This window comes from Ralstonia flaminis, assembly GCF_958415495.1.
GTDB classification, from domain to species: domain Bacteria; phylum Pseudomonadota; class Gammaproteobacteria; order Burkholderiales; family Burkholderiaceae; genus Ralstonia; species Ralstonia flaminis.
The window spans coordinates 1-17,834 of the sequence record NZ_CATZLL010000005.1; the positions used below are offsets into that span (position 1 = coordinate 1).

Here is a 17,834-nt window from a genome sequence, read left to right on the forward strand (position 1 = left end):
ACACGCTGATCGTGGGCGCATTGATGGTCAGCGTGAGTGGGCCGCTGGTGGCCGAGAACGGACCGGTGCCGGTGCTGCTGTCGGTGGCGGTCACGGTGAAGTTGAACGTACCGCCTGCGGTGGGCGTACCGGAGAGGACACCGGTGCCGGGGTTCAGGGTCAGGCCTGCAGGTAGCGCGCCCGAGGCGAGCGTGTAGGTGTACGGCGCCGTGCCGCCACTGGCCGCAGCCAGCGACTGGCTATAGGCCGTGCCCACCGTGCCGGCGGCGGGCGACGACGGTGCATAGGTAACCGTCGCATTCGATACGGTGACAGTGATCGTGGCTGGCGACGACGTGCCGCCCGCGTTGGTGGCCGTGTAGGTGAACGAGTCCGGCCCCGAATACGACGCGTTGGGCGTGTAGGTGATGGTCGTGCCCGATGCGGTGGCCGTGCCGTGGGTAGCCGGCGTGGAGACGGCCAGGCTGGTCGGCGAACCCGTGACGTTCACCGGCACGGTGTTGTTGGTGCTGCCGTGTGCAACAGTGGTGCTGGTTGGACCGGCCGTAGGCGCAGCAACGTAAGTGAACTTGTCGGCAGCGCTGATGGCACTGGCGCCGCTGAACGTCGAGACGGATACATCGACCACGCCAAAGCCAGGCGGCGAGACAGCGTTGATCTGCGTGCTGCTCACGATGGTGAAACTGGCGGCCGGGGTCGAGCCGAACCAGACCGCCGTCTGGCCCCGATAGAAATTGGTCCCGGTGATGGTGACGCTCGTGCCGCCAGCGGCGGTGGCAGTTGAGGTCGACAGCCCAGTCACCGTTGGTGCGGGACCAGTGACGGAGATATTGACGGTGCTGAGTACCCAACCGCCACCGTCGACATTGTTGTAAAAGGACGCCGTGTCGGTGCCACTGAAGTTGATAGGCGCCTGGTAAACGAAGCCCTCGGCTGGCGAGTTCGGATCGACATACACGGAAATCAGACCGCCCGCCGCTGTCGCCTGCATCGACCCCAGGTTACCTGGCACGTTACTGTTGCCCAGATTGTTGTAGGCAATACCTATTTGGAGCGGATCGCAATTGCCCACATCCGTGCCGTTAAGTTGGTAGGTCGTCTGCGTGTTCGCGCTGGCCGGGAAGGAAACCGTACAACCGGCAGCCCCCTGCGATAGCAACGCCAGCCACGCCGTCAGCACGGCCAACAGGCACCGCTGCATCCACGTACGCCGTGCCGCCCCCAAACGCCGCAACATCGACCATCCGGCAACCCCATGCCGGCCAAACGGGCTGTTCTGTGTCAGCACGCGCATTTCTCCCTCGTTCCCGCCCGCTGCCTGGCGAGCTTTTTCTCTCGAGCGTTCTTGCGAAATTCAGGGCCTGACCGCTGCCAGGCACGCCCCCGTCACGAGGGAATAGCGCGTGGGATTTGCATACTCGCAATCCATTGCACTCCGACAAACGGTGCAATGGCTGCGTGTTATCCCTTGTAAATCCCCCGTCAGATCTGCACAGCCTTTCTTGTCTATTTTGACTGGCACAGTGATCCGGACGCGATGCTAAAAAAAGCCTTCCGATCCGTCAATACAAGCCGCTGGCCAAACCATTGGCAGACAAGGCTTTTTAGGCTTATTTCCGGCCTTGATATTGGTTCGCAACCTCGTTAAAGAACGCATATTGAGACGGCATGACCGGAACTTGAGACGCCAGGACCATTGCTCGCCAAAATGGCGGTCTCCGATTATTTTTGATTTCCAAATCAAATGGACGCGGCAGCGGCGGGGGGTATTGCGCAGCCCCCTGTATGCAGTGGACAGTGGGCGAGGCCTGAGATGGGGCGGCCTCCAATCTCCTCACGAGAGGCTTACCATGGACCCACAACCAACAGCGGCACACCAGGAGACTCCCAATGCCCACCGACGCCACCCACCGCGTCTTCAACCAGGTCCCAGATCTGGCCGGTTTCAACCCGTTCACGTCAGACACCACGCTCCAACGTGCGCTGGAGCGCCTGAACGGCGGCTGGCATGCAGACGCGCTGAGCGCTTTCGGTGACCAGCTCGGCGCCCCCGAGACCCTGCAGTGGGCCGCCGAGGCCAACGCGTATCACCCCGAGCTCCACACCCACAGCCGCACCGGCGAACGCATCGACGCCATCCGCTTCGACCCGGCCTGGCACGCGCTGCTTGGCCTGATGCGCAGCCAATGTCTGCAAGCCCTGCCGTTTGCCGAGCCGCGCACGGGCGCGTGGGCTGCGCGCACGGCCGGTTACTTCATGCAGGCCCAGATCGAATCCGGCACGCTGTGCCCGGCCACGATGACGTTCGCCAGCATCCCCGTGCTGCAGAAAGAGACCGCACTGTTCGCCGACCTGGGCCCGCGCCTCTACGCCCGCGAGCACGATGCGCGCGACCTGCCGTGGCGCCAGAAAACCGCCATCCTCGTCGGCATGGGCATGACCGAAAAGCAGGGTGGTTCCGACGTGCGCAGCAACACTACTGTGGCGATGCCCCTGCGTGGCGAGGGGCGCGGCGCGACATACGCCATCACCGGGCATAAGTGGTTCTTCTCGGCGCCGATGTGCGATGCGCACCTGGTGGTCGCGCGCATGGGTGCCGAGGATGGCCCGCTATCGTGCTTCTTCGTGCCGCGCTTTCGGGACGACGGCAGCAAGAACCCGATCCAGATCCAGCGCCTGAAAGACAAACTCGGCAACCGCTCGAACGCCAGCAGCGAAGTGGAATTCCGCGGTGCGGAGGGCATCCTCATCGGCGAAGAGGGGCGCGGCATTCCGACCATCATCGAGATGGCGACGCACACGCGGCTCGATTGCGTGATCGGCAGCGCGGCCATCCTGCGCCATGCGTTGATGCAGGCGCTGCACCACGCGCGCCACCGCATGGCATTCGGCCGCCTGCTGGTCGATCAACCGCTCATGCGCAATGTGCTGGCCGATCTCGCGCTCGAATCGCAGGCCGCCACCTTGCTGATGATGGAGTTGGGCAGCGCGTTCGAGCGTGCAGACACCGACCCGCTGGCCGCCGCCTGGAAGCGCATCGTCACGCCGGCCGCCAAGTTCTGGGTCTGCAAACGCAGCATTGAAGCCACCGGCGAGGCCATGGAAGTCTGGGGCGGCAATGGCTACGTGGAAGAGGGCCCGATGGCGCGCCTGTACCGCGAGGCGCCAGTCAACTCCATCTGGGAAGGCTCGGGCAACGTGATGTGCCTGGACGTGCTGCGCGCCATCGCCCGCACGCCGGACGATGCGCTGCGCCTGCTGCACGATATTGGTGAGCGCGCGCATGGGCACCGTGCCGTGCGTGCCGAACTGGCTGCGCTGCAGGCGATGCTGCATCAGCCAGGCGACATTCAGGAGACCGCCGCCCGCCGCATCACCCAGGGGCTGGCCCTGACCGCGCAGGCCGCGCTGATGCTGGCCCACGCCCACCCGGATGATGCCGAGCGCTTCATTGCCAGCCGCTTCCACCATCAGCATGGCCGTGTATTCGGCACGCTCGATGGCCATGCGCAGGCGCTGGGGGCGGTGCTGCAACGCGCGTGGCCAGTGTGAAGAATCGGTGAAGACTGAAACCGGTGAAAGCCGGGTGAAAGTCCAGATCGCCCAGGGTGGGTGGGCCGGGCGCCCACGTTCGGCCCAACAAGAAGAAACCGACAGGAGACATCCCCCGTGCCGCACCCGACCCGCGCATTGCTCGCGGCTGGCCTGGCGTTATGCGCTTGCCAGGCCGTTGCCGCATCCACTGCATCCACCACCCCCGTTCTCGACCGCATCCGCGACACCGGAGTCGTCCGGCTGGCCTATCGCGAGAACTCGGTGCCGTTCTCCTACCTGGATGCCGGCAAGCCGGTGGGCTACTCGATCGACCTGTGCGCACGGCTGGTCGACGCGATCAAGGTGGCGGTCAAACGGCCCGACCTGAAGGTGCAGTATGTGGCCGTGACGCCTGCCACGCGCATCGCCGCCATCACCGAGGGCAGGGCAGATCTGGAATGCGGCTCCACCAACAACACCCGTGAGCGGCGCGAGAAGGTAGCGTTCACTATCCCGCATTACATTGCCAGCAGCCGCATGCTCGTGAAGATCAGCTCGGGCATCCACCGCTGGGAAGACCTCAACAACAAGACCGTGGTATCCACGCGGGGCAGCACTAACGGGGGGCAGATCAAGGCGATGGCCGATTCGCGCGTGCTCAAGATCAACGTGATCGAGGCCAAGGACCACGCTGAAGCCTTCGGCATGGTGGCTGCCGGCAAGGCGGACGCCTTTGCGATGGACGACGTGCTGCTCTACGGCTTTCGGGCCACCTCGCCCAACCCAGCGGACTATGCCGTGGTCGGCAGCAACCTGGCGGTGGCACCGTACGCGATCATGCTGGGCAAGGACGATGCCGAGTTCAAGAAGGTGATCGACCTGGCGATGTCGCGCACGATCCTCGATGGCGAGGCGGAGAAGCTCTACAAGAAGTGGTTCCAGCAGCCGATTCCGCCCAACGGCGTGAGGCTGGACATCCCGATGAGCTTCCTGCTGCGCGACTCGTTCAAGTTCCCGACCGACAAGGTCGCAGACTGATTCCGCCCGACTTACGAACGGGCTCTCAAGGTGCTTGAGGGTATACCCGCAATCAGCGCATAATGCGCGCCCATGGCGGCGCGTGACTTTGCTTCACATTTGGCATTCCCCCGGGGGGAGTGGCGGCGCGCAAGCCAGTTCTGCGCAATCCGTTTGGCGTTGCTCGGCAAACGATTGCGAAGATGGCCGCGTCGACAGGGCAGCGACACGGTCAGCCGTGCCCAGATAGCCCTAACCCTCTCCTAGGACCTTTGACGATGCTGTTCCCTGCGCGCACGTGGCTGCTGGCCGCGCTTGCCGTTCCTGCGGCGTTTTTTTCGGTTTCCGCCTCCAACGCGGTGGCCGCCACCCCCACGCTCGATCGCATCCGCGATTCCGGCACGGTGCACGTGGCCTACCGTGAAGACTCCATCCCGTTCTCGTACCTCGACGGCAGCAAGCCGGTGGGCTACACGATTGACATCTGCTCGCGGCTGATCGATTCGCTGCGTACGTCGCTCAAGCGGCCGGACCTGAAGGTGCAGTACGTGCCGGTGACGGCCGCCACCCGTATGGACGTGATCGCATCGGGCAAAGCCGACCTGGAATGCGGCTCGACCAACAACTCGCCGGACCGCCGCGAGAAGGTGGCCTTCACCATTCCGCACTACATCACCAAGGGCCGCATGCTGGTCAAGGCCAACTCGGGCATCCAGCAGTGGGAAGACCTGAACGGCAAGACGGTGGTGGCCGCACGTGGCTCGACCAATGCGGAACTCGCACGCAAGCTCAACGAGACCGGCATGACGATGCGCGTGGTGGACGCCAATGATCTGCGCAGCGCTTTCGCCATGCTGGCCGATGGCCGCGCCAATGCGTTTGCGGGTGACGACATCCTGCTCTCGGGCATGCGCGCCACCGCCAAGAACCCGGCGGACTACACCGTGGCCGGCAAGACGCAGCTCGTGTCGTCGTACGCGATCATGCTCAGCAAGCAGGACCCGGAGTTCAAGAAGATGATCGACCAGTCGATGACGCGGCTGATCGTCGATGGTGAGGTGCCGAAGCTTTACAAGAAGTGGTTTCAGCAGCCGATTCCGCCCAATGGCGTGAATCTGGAGGTGCCGATGAGCTATCTGCTGCGGGATTCGTTCAATACGCCGACGGATAGTGCTGGTAACTGAGGTTGCTTGGATTGCTGGGTGGTTGTGCCCGGCAATTGATTGATGTTGTTGGTGCGCCCCGGTTTCGTCCCCTGCCGGGGCCGACTCCCTTTCTTTGTCTTGCCAAAGAAAGGAAGCAAAGAAAGGCGCGCCCGAGATGGCGACCCATCCCTTGAATTTATGTCGCAGGGAGGGGAAGGGGAAAACTCGCTGCGCTCAGACAGTCCCCCTTCCTTTTTCCTCCCTGCAACAGAAATTCAAGGCGCCATCTAGGGCAGGGTACGGCCAAACAGTCGGTGTGCGAGCCTCACCGCCGAGGCTCATCCTGTTGGATCGTCGCTCGATCCGACCGCGTTCAGTGAACCTCGGCCGGCGCGGTTTGCGCGGAAGTACCTGCCACCACATTCAGCGCCGGGCGCCCGCCCTGGCGGATCAGATCGGCCGCGCGCTCGGCAATCATGATGATCGGGGCATTGGTGTTGCCACCGATCAGTGTCGGCATGACCGAACCGTCGATCACGCGCAGGCCGGTCACACCGCGCACGCGCAACTCCGGATCAACCACGGCCATCGCATCGTCCGCACTGCCCATCTTGCAGGTGCCGACCGGGTGATAGATGGTGTCTGCGTGCTGGCGGATCAGCGCACGCACGGCTTCGTCGTCGGAGCCATCGCCCCGGATGTCTCCCGAATACAGCTCGCGCCCGCCCAGCTCGGCCAGCGGCCGCTGCGCGAAGATGCGCTTTACCGCGCGGAAGCCCGCCAGCATGCCGGCCATGTCGTCTGGGTCGGACAGGAAGCGCGGGTCGATCCGTGGTGCGTCGCGCGTATCGGTTGTCGCCAGCCGCACCTCGCCGCGGCTCTTCGGGCGCAGCACGCACACGTGGCAAGAGTAGCCGTGGCCGTAGTTGAACGTGCGGTTGTGGTTGTCGGCCATGGCAACCACGAAGTGCAGTTGCAGATCGGGCTCGGCCAGATCGGGGCGGCTCTTGATGAAGCCGCCGGCCTCGGCAAAGTTGGTGGCGATCATGCCGCGCCGCTCGCGGCGGTAACGCAGGATCTCACCCAGCATGTGCACGCTGCCGCGCAGTGAATAGCCGATCAGGTCCAGGTTGAAGGTCTTCTTGTGCAGGATGATGTCGAGGTGGTCCTGCAGGTTCTGGCCGACGCCGGGCAGGTCCTGCACGACCGGGATGCCGAGTGAGCGCAGATGCTCCGCCGGCCCCACGCCCGAGGCCATCAGCAACTGCGGTGAGCCGAACGCGCCGGAAGACACGATCACCTCGCGCCGCGCCTGCAGGGTCTCGGTGCGGCCACCGCGATCCACCACCACGCCCGTCGCGCGCTTGCCTTCGAACACGATGCGCAGCGCCTGCGTGTCGGGCAGCACCGTCAATTGGCGGCGGCCACGGTTGTATGTGGCATCGGTCTTGTCGCCGCCATGCAGATAGGCACGTGCAGCGTTCCAGCGCTCGCCGTTGTATTGCGTGACCTGGTACGGGCCCACGCCTTCCTGATCGGGGCCGTTGAAATCGTCGTTGCGGCGGTAGCCGGCAGCTGCGGCGGCATCAACAAAACGGCGGGCGATCGGGTTGCCGGTACGCAGGTCGCTCACGTGCAGCGGGCCGGTGCCGCCGTGCAGTGCATCGTCATCGCGGCCGGCAACGCGCTCGTTGCCTTCGGCGCGCTTGAAGTAGGGCAGCACATCGTTCCAGCCCCAGCCGGTGCAGCCGAGCGAGGCCCAGTGGTCGTAGTCATTGTGCGTGCCGCGAATGTAGATCATGGCGTTGAGCGACGAGCTGCCGCCCAGCCCGCGCCCACGCGGCTGGTAGCCCTGGCGCCCGCCCAGGCCCGGCTGCGGCACGGTCTCAAACCCGTAGTTGCGCTTGTTCTTGAACGGCAGCGATGCCGCACACCCCGCCGGCACCCACACCGAGAAATGGTGGTCATGCGGCCCGGCTTCCAGCAGGGCAACCGTCACGTCCGGGTCTTCGGTCAGGCGGGCGGCCAGCGCGCAACCGGCCGAGCCGGCGCCGACGATGACGTAGTCGAAGGTGAGCGAATCGTTGGCCATGAGTGTCTCCGGATGTGTTTTTTATTGGGCGAGCGCCGCCGCCGGCTGGCTGCCGGTCACGAACTCACATCCTAGGCGCCATGGGTTGTTTCAAACGGTCGGGCTAACCCGCATTAGAGGCATCGTTCGATGTCACGCAGCAAAATCGGCGGTGGTTGGGCTGACATGCTTTCCACACCTGACGGGGCGGCATGCTGCACCGCGATATTTCACGGTCGATGCGCGTCTGTACGGACGACTACGAGGGCGCCATACGGCACACGGCGCGGCCGTATCAGGGCTTCGCAAGGCGACCCGGGCGACCATACTCCCTTGCAGTTGGACCAACCCGCCCACCCTTGCCAGGAGCATCACCATGCAACCTGCCGACCTGCCTGCCCCGCACCTGCTGCGCATGCAGCAAACGTTTGAAGCCATGCGCGCCGCGCACCAGGCCGACATGCTGCCCGCGTGGTCCGTGCGCCGCGACCGGCTGGAGCGCCTCAAGCGCCTCGTCATGGACAATCGCGAGGCCATCGCCCAGGCCGTCAGCGCAGACTTCGGCAACCGCTCGCGGCAGGAAACCGAGTTGCTGGAAATCTTCCCCAGCGTGGATGGCATCAAGCACGCGCTCTCCCACGGCAAGCGCTGGATGCGCGTGCAGCGGCGCGGTGTAAGCCTGTGGTTCCGCCCCGCCAGCACGCGGCTGATTCCGCAGCCACTGGGCGTGGCGGGCATCGTCGTGCCGTGGAACTACCCGATCTATCTGACCATCGGGCCGCTCGTCTCCGCACTCGCCGCGGGCAACCGGGCGATGGTGAAACTCTCGGAATACACGCCGCGTTTCTCCGAGCTGTTTGCTGATCTGATCGAGCGCCACTTTGCAGCCGATGAAGTGCGCGTCATCAATGGCGATGCCGCCGTGGCTGAGGCGTTCTCACGGCTGCCGTTCGACCACCTGCTGTTCACGGGGTCCACCAACGTCGGCCATCACGTCATGCGCGCGGCGGCGGACAACCTCACGCCGGTGACGCTGGAACTGGGCGGCAAGTCGCCCACCATCATCGGGCCCGATGCAGACTTTGATTGCGCGGTGGAACGCACGCTGGTCGGCAAGCTGCTCAACGCAGGGCAGACCTGCGTGGCCCCCGACTACGTGCTGCTGCCCGCTGGCACCGAGCAACGCTTTATCGACGCTGCGCGCAAGCTGGTCGGCAAGATGTACCCCAACATGGCGAGCAACCGCGACTACACAACGATCATCAGCCCGCGCCACTTCCAGCGCATGGCCAGCCTGGCCGACGAGGCACGCGAGCAGGGCGCCCAGGTGCTACCGCTCACCGGTGCAGCACCTAATGAAGCCACGCGCCTGTTCCCGCCCGCGCTCATCACCGGCGGCACTGACGAGATGCGCGTGATGCAGGAAGAGATCTTCGGCCCGCTGCTGCCGCTGGTGCCATACCGCACGCTGGGCGAAGCAATCGACTACATCAACGCCCGCCCGCGTCCGCTGGCGCTGTACCTGTTCGAGCGCAACGGCAGCACGGTCGACCGCGTCATGGCCAGCACCATTGCCGGCGGCGTGTGTATCAACGAAACCCTGCTGCACGTGGCGCAGGACGATCTGCCGTTTGGCGGCGTGGGCGCCAGCGGCATGGGCGCGTACCACGGCATCCACGGGTTCGAGCGGTTCTCGAAGATGAAGCCGGTGTTCAAGCAGGCCAAGCTCAACGGGCTGGGCATGTTCCGCGCACCGTACGGCAAGACGTTCGAGACGATGATGAAGCTGCTGGTGCGCTGACAAGCCATTAGCAACCATGAGGTTTTTGATGCCACGCATTAGCACCTAGAATGCATCGATGGCCAAGAACCTCGACATCACCCTCGTCCGCACCTTCGTTGCCGTGGCGGAAAACGCCAGCATGACGGTGGCGGCCAATGCGCTGCACCTCACACAGGGCGCCGTCAGCCAGCAGATCAAGCGGCTGGAAGATGCCTTCGAATGCCGCCTCTTCGAGCGCGACGGCCGCCGACTCGAACTCACCCACGCGGGTGAGCGCTTCCTCGGCCGCGCCAAGCGCCTGCTCGCCCTCAACGACGAAGTCTGGGCCGACATGGCCGCGCGCCCGCTGCAGGGCCCGGTGCGGCTGGGCGTGCCGTATGACTTGGTCGGCACCGTTTTCCCACCCATCTTCAAGGCCTTTACCGAAGCGTGGCCGTCGGTGGAGCTGACCATTGTCTGCGGCACCTCGCCTGAGCTGGCGGAAGGCATCGCGCGCGGCGAACTGGACGTCGCCGTGGTCGAGGCCCCGGTGGATGAGGCGACCGGCGAATGCCTGTGCGTGGAGCGGCTGGTGTGGGTGGGCGCGCGCGGCGGCAACGTGCATGCGAAGCGGCCGCTGCCGCTGTCGATGGTGGACGAGAGCTGCGCCTTTCGCGCCCGCGTGCTCAAGGCGCTGGGTGAGCACCGTATCGAATGGCGCACGGTGTTCGAGAGCGGCAACATCGAAGCGACCACCGCCACCGTGCGCACCGGCCTGGCCGTCACCGCATGGCTGACGCCGACGGTGCCGGCGGACCTGGACATTCTCGGGCCTGAAGCCGGTTTGCCGGAACTCCCGATGTTTGCGATCAGCCTGCTATTGCCTGCGCAGGGTGCGAGTGTGGCGGCGCAGGCGCTGGGGCAATGTATTCGTGAAGGGTTCTCTACGCGGCACCGGGTAGGCGAGCGACGCGTGATCGGAACCGGTTGGGATCGCGCGGCCTGATCGGCCAGCAGTTACACGCCGCCGCCTTCGATCTGCACGCGCCCATTCGGCGTGTCGAGCACGAGTGTCAAAGCAGGCCGCGCCGCATCAGCAAATGCGACATGCCGATTCTCCGGGCAGGCGGCATCCCAGCCCAGTCCATCCAGCTTTGCGCGAATGGCGGCCATCTCCGGATGGGCAAGCTGGAACTGGTTCAGGTGGAGGCCGACATCCTGCATGTTGTCGACGGGGCTTTTACCTCCGGCCCAGTCGATGAGGGCCGGCAGGCACCCGCCTGCTTCCGCCTCACCGTCCTTGCGGTGGAAGAAGTGCCATCGCAAATCGCCACGGGACACTTCAAGCAACTCGTGTTGCGATGAGTCGATTGCGTTGCGCGCCAAACCGGGAAGGCTGGCAACCCAGCCGAACAGCTGGGGCGCGTCTTCCAGCTTGCCTTCCTGCATGAGGCGGTCCAGCGCAAACCAGCGGGTCCGGTTTGGCCCGGGCGCCTCCGGGTCAATGGCGATGAACTCGAGGAAGATGCCCGGCGCGATCCGCGTCACCAGGTTGTGCGTTCCCATCAAGGGATGCTTGCCGCCGGCCGGCAGCTTCACGCCGAACATCTGCAAGGCATACGCGTGCGCCTGGTCGAGAGATTGCGCGGCGAAGGCGATGTGGTCGATCTTCAAGACAGCTCCCGTTGGACTGCGTCAGAAATCTGCGGGGCTCAGGATGCCACAGGGCACTGTATGGCACTTCTTGGGAAACCGCTTTGCCCACCGAATAGCGCCCGCCAAACAAGCTTACGAAGACTCCGCGCCCCGAACCGTGACGCCCCCACTGTGGGCGATTGATTTCCCTAACCCGGGCTTGGAGAATGTGCGCGGCCCTCTCTCAACCGCCTCGCACAGCAGTGCCCGTACACACCTACATTCATCCCGTCCTTTCGGAACGCAAGGTCAAGACCGGCCTCCACTGGCCCGCACTTGCATGCGGCACGTTCTGGGCATTCTCAGAAGGCTTGGTCGAGCTGGGTGGGCGATTGACCGCGATTGATGCCACCGCCGGACTGCTGTGGACCCTGGGACAGCCTATGGTTGCGGCGCTCCTTTTTCTGGTGAAAAACATCTATTGCGGGGTTCGCGGAGGTGCATGGCTTGAGGCTTCGCTTGTGCGGGCCGGATATCGGCGCTGCGCCCAGGGATCCGTGGAACACTCGGCCAACACACACTAGATCCGCCGCGAGGAAACCACGCGATGCTGAAAGCCATTCGCGCGATGCTGTCTCGCAAGACTGCGAGTGGCACCGCCAACATGAACGAGAATGAATTCGTGCGCCACGTGGCAGCGTCACTCTACGAGCGAGAAGAGTTCACACGGCGTGCAGCCGAGGCAGCTTCGGCGCTCGGTACGGACTCCATCGGCAAACTCGTTGACCTGCTGCACAGCGAACATAGCCCACCCAAGGCGTTTGAATCGCAGTTCGGCGGATTAGGCAGTTGGTTAGCCGCGCGGCAGTTCGCGATCTTCGAAATCTTCTATCACCTAGGTCGGCCTGCCGTTCCTACGTTACTGACGTTCATCCGTGGCGAGTACGACTGGACCCAGGGCAATGCCATCGAAATACTGTGCAGGCTGCATGCCAAGGGCGTGGCGCCGGTATCCGCATTTGAACTGCTGAAGCGAACAATCCCGTCGATGCGCGAAGAGGCGCTGCTCTACGCAGCAGGGCCGCTGCACACACTCGTGCAGCAGGATGCGACGCTCAGCGGTGTTCTGGATGAACTCGCCGAAATACCCGAGTTCTCTGATGTGTACCAATACAGGGTGACGGGCGAGTGGCCGTCGGCCGAGTAACCACACAAACAAAAACCCCGCCAACCGGCGGGGTCCCCCAAATCCTTTTTAGCCTGCAAGCGAATCAAGCCTGCGGCGCAGCCCCATCTTCCGGAGCAGCCTCGGCACCGTCGGCCTTGGCTTCGTCTTTCTTCTCCACCATCTCTTCCAGCGCGCCCGCGCCCTTGAAGCCGGCAACAGCGGCGACAGCCTTGGTCAGCAGGCCAGCATCGGGATCGACTTTCTCGGTGGCTTCAACAGCGGCGACGGCGCCGGCGATCTTGCCCACTTCATCCAACAGTCCCATGGTCACCTCCGCATGTTTGAACAGGGAGAGCCATCTTCCCACCGGCAAGTGACAGAAGCGCAAACAAAGTTAAAAATTTTCGCGCGCCGTCGTTTGCGTCGACCGTGCATCACGCAGCGCGCGCTGGCTTACTCGGTTTCCGCGCCGGCAGGGGTGACGACGAGCGCGGTCAGCCGTGCACGTGCGCTATCGGTAATCGCCGCCGATTGACGCGTGGCGACGTCGATCTGCACGATCACGGATTGCGAGGTGGCAGCGCAGCGGCCGTTCTGGAAGATGGCCTGCTCCAGCTTGACCGAGCTGCGCCCGATGTGCGCGACGCGCGTGCCGATCTGCACCGAGCCGGGCCAGAGGATCTCGTTGCGGAAATCGAGCACGAGCTGGGCGATGACGAACTCGCAGCCGGGCGCGGCCAGCGGGTTGTCGGGGTTGAAGAGCAGTTCGACGCGGCCGGTTTCCAGATACGTGGCAAAGACGGCGTTGTTGATGTGGCCCTGACGGTCGGTGTCGCCGTAGCGGAGCTTGTCAGTGGCCTGCAGGGGGAAGTCGTTGAGCAGCGGGAGGGTCATTGTGGTGTTCGGAACGGCCAAGGGTGCGTGCATTGTGCCGGGCTTTGCGCGGCCCCGCCTTACCCCAGCGCCCGCACCGACGTACAGATCGCCCGCGCCGATTGCAGCAGCGCCGGCCCCAGCTTGCTCTCCATCTCCTCCGGCGTCCAACGGCCCGTCGGCGCCACCAGATGAATCGCGCCCAACGGCCGCCCGCTGCCGCTCACGATCGGCGCGGCGATGGTCATGTCGCCGAGGAACAGTTCTTCGCGGTTGATGGCGTAGCCGCGCTGGCGGGTTTCGCGCAGCGTTTCCATGATGTCGGCCACCTCGGTGCGCGTGTGCATGGTGTGCGCAACGCGGTGCGATTGCTCAACGATGGCCTGCGCTTCGGGCACGGGCAATGCGGCCAGGTAGGCACGGCCCGATGCAGTGCAGTACATCGGGATGCGGCTGCCGATGGGCATGTGCACGGGCACGAAGTGCGCGCTCACAAAACGGGCCACGTACACCATCTCGTCCTGGTCGGGCTCGGTCAGGCAAGACGTTTCGGTAGTGACCTTGGTCAGCTCGGAGAGGAACGGGTTGGCCACGTCGATGAGCGTGTCAGCCGCCAAATAGTTGAAGCCGATCTTCATGACCGCCGGGGTGAGCTGGTAGCGGCGCGTTTGCGGATGCTTGCGCAGGTAGCCGAGCTGCTCGAGCGTGTAGACCATGCGCTGCGCCGAGCTTTTGTTGATGCCAGCAGCGGCCGCCACTTCGGCAATCGTCATGGTGCGGCGCTGCGCATTGAAGGCGCCGAGCACGGCCAGGCCCTTTTCGAGCGACTGGTTGAACAGCAGGTCTGGGGTGTCGTCCGTGTCGGTCATGAAAAGTGGCGCCTCAGTGGCAAATCAACGGCAAAAGAATCGCATATCGATTCTTATACGTCGACTAGTGGTTTTCCACAATTATAGGTCGATGCAACACGTTCGAATATTGGCACACGCATTGCATAAGGCTGAGCCAAGCCCCGTGGAGTCCCATCCGCGGTGCGTCTTCTTTTCGTTGCCTGGAGGGTTGCCATGTCTGTTGTCACCACTTTCCGTCGCGCCGCACTCGTCTTGTGCATGCTCGGCACCGCATCGTTCGCCTGGGCGCAGGGCGGTACGCCCACCTATAACGTGGGCGCCACGGCCACCGGCGTGCCGTTCACGTTTCTGGATGTGAAGACCAACTCCATCCAGGGGATGATGGTCGATACCGTCACGGCCGTCGGCAAGGCGGGCGGCTTCAACGTGAACGTGCAGCAGACGGTGTTCTCGGCGCTCATCCCGTCGCTCACGTCCAGCAAGATCGACATCATCTCGGCGGCGATGCTCAAGACGCCGGCGCGCGCGCAGGTGGTGGATTTTTCCGACCCGGTGTACTCGTACGGCGAGGGCCTGATCGTCAAGGCCGACGACGCCAAGAACTACGCCACGCTGGATGATCTGAAAGGCGAGGTGGTGGGCGCGCAGGTGGGCACGGTGTTCCTCGACATGCTCAACAAGAAGGGCATCTTCAAGGAAGTGCGCAGCTACGACTCCGTGGCCGACATGACACGCGACCTGGCGCTGGGCCGCATCAAGGCCGGCCTGGGTGATCAGCCCATCATCGCGTACCAGATCCGCCAGAAAACCTTTGAAGGCGTGAAGCTCGCGCCCAACTACAAACCCGCCAATGTGGGCGACGTCTGCCTGGTGGTGCGCAAGGGCGATACCGAAACGCTCAACCGCATCAACAAGGCCATCGCCAAGATCAAGGCCGACGGCACGCTGGACGCCATCGTGAAGAAGTGGGGCATCTGACGCTGACGGGTGATGCGCCATGAGTGTTGCAACGTTTCTTGAACACGCGCAGGAGTTCCTGCCGATTCTGCTGAAGGGGGCGGTGGTCACGGTGGAAGTGACCGTACTGTCGTTCCTGCTCAGCAGCGTGATCGGGCTGGCATTGGCGCTGATGCGGTTGTCGCCCATCAAGGCCGTGTCGACGGCCGGGGCGACCATCGTCAACGTCATCCGCGGGCTGCCGATCATCGTGCAGCTCTTCTATATCTACTTCGTGCTGCCGGACATCGGCATTCAGCTCACGGCATTCCAGGCGGGCGTGATCGGGCTGGGCATTGCGTATTCCGCGTACCAAGCCGAAAACTTCCGCGCCGGCATCGAGGCGGTGGACCCGGGCCAGCGCGAAGCCGCCGAAGCGATGGGCATGCGCGGCGCGCTCATCATGCGGCGCGTGATCCTGCCGCAGGCGTTTCGCATTGCGTTACCGCCGTATGGCAACACGCTGGTGATGATGCTCAAGGATTCATCACTGGTGTCCACCATCACCGTGGCGGAGATGACGCGCGCGGGGCAGCTCATCGCCTCGTCCACGTTCCAGAACATGACGGTCTACACGCTGGTGGCGCTGCTGTATCTGGTGATGAGCCTGCCGCTGGTGTACTGCCTGCGCCGGCTTGAGCACCGCATGGGCGCGGGGAGGGCCAAGCGATGATCGAGATCCGTGACCTGCAGAAGCACTTTGGCGACCACCACGTGCTGCGCGGCGTGAGCCTGCATGTGGACAAGGGCGAAGTCGTCTGCCTGATCGGGCCGTCGGGCTCGGGCAAGTCGACTGTCCTGCGTTGCATCAACGGGCTGGAGGCGTACGACGGTGGCGAGATCCGTGCGTTTGGCGAGCGTGTTGACCGCAACAGCAAAGCCATCCACACGCTGCGCAGCCGCATGGGCATGGTGTTCCAGCGCTTCAACCTGTTCCCGCATCGCAGCGTGCTGGAGAACGTGATGGAAGGGCCGGTCTACGTGAAGGGTGAACGGCCCGAAACGGCGCGCGCCAAGGCGATGACGCTGCTGGAAAAGGTGGGCCTGGCCGCCAAGGCACAGGCGTATCCGAACCAGCTCTCCGGCGGTCAGCAGCAACGCGTGGCAATTGCCCGTGCGCTGGCGATGGAGCCGGAAGCGATGCTGTTTGACGAGCCCACGTCTGCGCTCGACCCGGAACTCGTCGGTGATGTGCTGGAGGTCATGCGCGCACTCGCCCGTGAAGGCATGACGATGATCGTCGTCACGCACGAGATGGGCTTTGCGCGCGAGGTGGCTGACCGCGTGTGCTTTCTGCACAGCGGCACCATCGTCGAAGAAGGGCCGGCCGCACAGGTGCTGGGCGCGCCGCGCCAGGCGCGCACGCAAGACTTCCTGCGCCGCGTGCTGCACAAACCCGCCGACGGTGTGGCCAATTCTCCGGCCGGAGACCTTGTGCCATGACGCTGCCGCAACTCGACATCGCCTTTGGTGGCGAGCCATTGCCGCCGTCGCTGTGGGCCGCCACCGCACCCGCTGCGCCACCCACGCCGCCGTTGATGGATTCGACCAGCACCGACGTGCTCGTCATCGGCGGCGGGTACACAGGGCTGTCTACCGCACTGCATCTGGCCGAGCACAACACGCAGGTCACGGTGCTGGAAGCCAATGACCCAGGCTGGGGTGCGTCCGGGCGCAACGGCGGGCAGGTCAACCCAACGCTCAAGCATGACCCGGATGAGTTGGTGCGCCTGTTTGGTGCCGCGCGTGCCGAGCCGCTGATCGATGCCGTCTCGCGCTCGGCCGATCTGGTGTTCGACCTGATCGACCGGCACGGCATCGACTGCCAGCCGGTGCGTGCGGGATGGCTGCAACTCTCGTATTCGGACAAGGCGGTACCAGCACTGCATGCACGCGCCCGGCAATGGGAGCGGCGCGGCGTGCCGGTGGAGGTGCTCGACCGCGCCGCCGTCGCCAAGCGGGTCGGCACCGAAGCATTTGCGGGCGCGTGGCTCGACGGCCGTGCTGGTGCCATCCAGCCGATGGGGTATGCGCGTGGTCTGGTGCGCGCCGCACAACAAGCGGGCGCTGCCGTACACGGGCACACCGCCGTCACCGCACTGGAGCGGCAGGGCACGCAGTGGATCGCCACCACCAGCACGGGCGCCCTGGTACGCGCCCAGCGCGTGGTAATCGCCACCAACGGCTACACCGGCCCGCTGTGGCCGGGGTTGGCACAGACGGTGCTTTCTGCCAACAGCTTCATCGTCGCGACCAAACCACTCAGGTCGGCGGATGCGCAAAGCATCCTGGCGCGCGGCGAGACGGCTTCCACCTCGCAACGGCTGCTGCTGTATTTCCGCAAAGATGCGGCCGGGCGCCTGCTGATGGGTGGACGCGGCTTTTTTGCCGAGCCGCGCAACGCGCAGGATTTTGCACACCTTGAACGCTCACTGGAGCTGCTGTTTCCGCAACTGGGGCCGCTGGAGTACGAGTACCGCTGGGCAGGCCGCATCGCCATCACGCGAGATTTCATGCCGCACATCCACGAACCTGCACCGGGCGTGACGATGGCGCTTGGCTGCAACGGGCGCGGCATTGCCCTGTGCACCAGTCTGGGCCAGCATATTGCTGCGCGGCTGGCGGGCAGTGGGGAGGCGTTTCCCTACCCCGTGTCGCCCATCACGCCGATCCCGCTGCATGGGCTGCAGCGCTTTTACATTGCGGCGGGCGTGGCGTGGTACAGCCTGCTCGACAAGGTTGGCGGGTGATTGGACGGTGACGGTTGTCACAACCGGGCGGG

Annotated in this window: 16 protein-coding genes; 10 read left to right on the plus strand and 6 right to left on the minus strand. The window is 64.6% G+C overall.

Annotation, left to right across the window (positions count from 1 at the left end; all coding sequences use genetic code 11):
• A partial coding sequence (locus tag R2N11_RS08795; protein ID WP_316680823.1) for a putative Ig domain-containing protein occupies window positions 1-1,294 on the minus strand: 1,294 nt, incomplete at its 3' end.
• Window positions 1,295-1,890: 596 nt separating this feature from the next.
• Between R2N11_RS08795 and R2N11_RS08800 the strand changes: the two genes are divergently transcribed.
• From R2N11_RS08800 to R2N11_RS08810, 3 genes are all read left to right on the plus strand, one after another.
• Window positions 1,891-3,552 (plus strand): acyl-CoA dehydrogenase family protein, encoded by a 1,662-nt coding sequence (locus tag R2N11_RS08800; RefSeq protein WP_316680824.1) that lies wholly within the window; start codon window positions 1,891-1,893, stop codon window positions 3,550-3,552.
• A 117-nt stretch (window positions 3,553-3,669) separates the two neighbouring features.
• Window positions 3,670-4,572, plus strand: a complete 903-nt coding sequence (locus R2N11_RS08805; protein WP_430715425.1) for an amino acid ABC transporter substrate-binding protein — start codon at window positions 3,670-3,672, stop codon at window positions 4,570-4,572.
• 257 nt (window positions 4,573-4,829) lie between these two features.
• Window positions 4,830-5,735, plus strand: coding sequence for an amino acid ABC transporter substrate-binding protein (locus R2N11_RS08810; RefSeq protein WP_199029932.1), 906 nt, complete (start codon window positions 4,830-4,832; stop codon window positions 5,733-5,735).
• 334 nt (window positions 5,736-6,069) lie between these two features.
• Here R2N11_RS08810 and R2N11_RS08815 read toward each other — a convergent pair whose 3' ends face one another.
• Window positions 6,070-7,788 carry a GMC family oxidoreductase gene (locus R2N11_RS08815; RefSeq protein WP_316680825.1) on the minus strand — a complete coding sequence of 573 codons (1,719 nt, stop codon included), beginning with the start codon at window positions 7,786-7,788 and terminating at the stop codon, window positions 6,070-6,072.
• 355 nt (window positions 7,789-8,143) lie between these two features.
• Here R2N11_RS08815 and R2N11_RS08820 point away from each other — a divergent pair, with 355 nt between their 5' ends.
• Together R2N11_RS08820 and R2N11_RS08825 are read left to right on the plus strand one after the other, a co-directional pair.
• Window positions 8,144-9,568: a coniferyl aldehyde dehydrogenase gene (locus R2N11_RS08820; RefSeq protein WP_316680826.1), complete on the plus strand. Its 1,425-nt coding sequence runs from the start codon at window positions 8,144-8,146 to the stop codon at window positions 9,566-9,568.
• Between the two features lie 58 nt (window positions 9,569-9,626).
• Window positions 9,627-10,535: a LysR substrate-binding domain-containing protein gene (locus tag R2N11_RS08825; RefSeq protein WP_316680827.1), complete on the plus strand. Its 909-nt coding sequence runs from the start codon at window positions 9,627-9,629 to the stop codon at window positions 10,533-10,535.
• Window positions 10,536-10,546: 11 nt separating this feature from the next.
• Here the strand turns inward: R2N11_RS08825 and R2N11_RS08830 are convergent, their stop codons facing one another.
• On the minus strand, window positions 10,547-11,203 hold the full coding sequence (locus R2N11_RS08830) for a VOC family protein (protein ID WP_316680828.1): 657 nt from the start codon (window positions 11,201-11,203) through the stop codon (window positions 10,547-10,549).
• A 568-nt stretch (window positions 11,204-11,771) separates the two neighbouring features.
• Here R2N11_RS08830 and R2N11_RS08835 point away from each other — a divergent pair.
• Window positions 11,772-12,371 (plus strand): hypothetical protein, encoded by a 600-nt coding sequence (locus R2N11_RS08835; RefSeq protein ID WP_316680829.1) that lies wholly within the window; start codon window positions 11,772-11,774, stop codon window positions 12,369-12,371.
• Between the two features lie 64 nt (window positions 12,372-12,435).
• On the opposite strand, the gene R2N11_RS08840 is transcribed toward R2N11_RS08835, so the two are convergent.
• The 3 genes from R2N11_RS08840 to R2N11_RS08850 form a co-directional block, all read right to left on the minus strand.
• Window positions 12,436-12,657: a hypothetical protein gene (locus R2N11_RS08840; protein ID WP_199029942.1), complete on the minus strand. Its 222-nt coding sequence runs from the start codon at window positions 12,655-12,657 to the stop codon at window positions 12,436-12,438.
• A 128-nt stretch (window positions 12,658-12,785) separates the two neighbouring features.
• A complete protein-coding gene (locus R2N11_RS08845; protein ID WP_316680830.1) occupies window positions 12,786-13,226 on the minus strand; it encodes an acyl-CoA thioesterase in 441 nt (146 codons plus the stop codon).
• Between the two features lie 59 nt (window positions 13,227-13,285).
• Window positions 13,286-14,074 carry an IclR family transcriptional regulator gene (locus R2N11_RS08850; RefSeq protein ID WP_199029946.1) on the minus strand — a complete coding sequence of 263 codons (789 nt, stop codon included), beginning with the start codon at window positions 14,072-14,074 and terminating at the stop codon, window positions 13,286-13,288.
• Between the two features lie 195 nt (window positions 14,075-14,269).
• Between R2N11_RS08850 and R2N11_RS08855 the strand changes: the two genes are divergently transcribed.
• The 4 genes from R2N11_RS08855 to R2N11_RS08870 are packed head-to-tail and all read left to right on the plus strand — an operon-like array spanning window position 14,270 to window position 17,802.
• Window positions 14,270-15,034, plus strand: a complete 765-nt coding sequence (locus R2N11_RS08855; protein ID WP_316680831.1) for an ABC transporter substrate-binding protein — start codon at window positions 14,270-14,272, stop codon at window positions 15,032-15,034.
• 19 nt (window positions 15,035-15,053) lie between these two features.
• Window positions 15,054-15,725 (plus strand): ectoine/hydroxyectoine ABC transporter permease subunit EhuD, encoded by a 672-nt coding sequence (ehuD, locus tag R2N11_RS08860; RefSeq protein WP_199029950.1) that lies wholly within the window; start codon window positions 15,054-15,056, stop codon window positions 15,723-15,725.
• Window positions 15,722-16,495, plus strand: coding sequence for an amino acid ABC transporter ATP-binding protein (locus tag R2N11_RS08865; RefSeq protein ID WP_199029952.1), 774 nt, complete (start codon window positions 15,722-15,724; stop codon window positions 16,493-16,495). Before ehuD ends, R2N11_RS08865 begins: the two co-directional genes overlap by 4 nt.
• Window positions 16,492-17,802 carry an NAD(P)/FAD-dependent oxidoreductase gene (locus R2N11_RS08870; protein ID WP_316680832.1) on the plus strand — a complete coding sequence of 437 codons (1,311 nt, stop codon included), beginning with the start codon at window positions 16,492-16,494 and terminating at the stop codon, window positions 17,800-17,802. Before R2N11_RS08865 ends, R2N11_RS08870 begins: the two co-directional genes overlap by 4 nt.
• The last annotated feature ends 32 nt before the right edge of the window (window positions 17,803-17,834 follow it).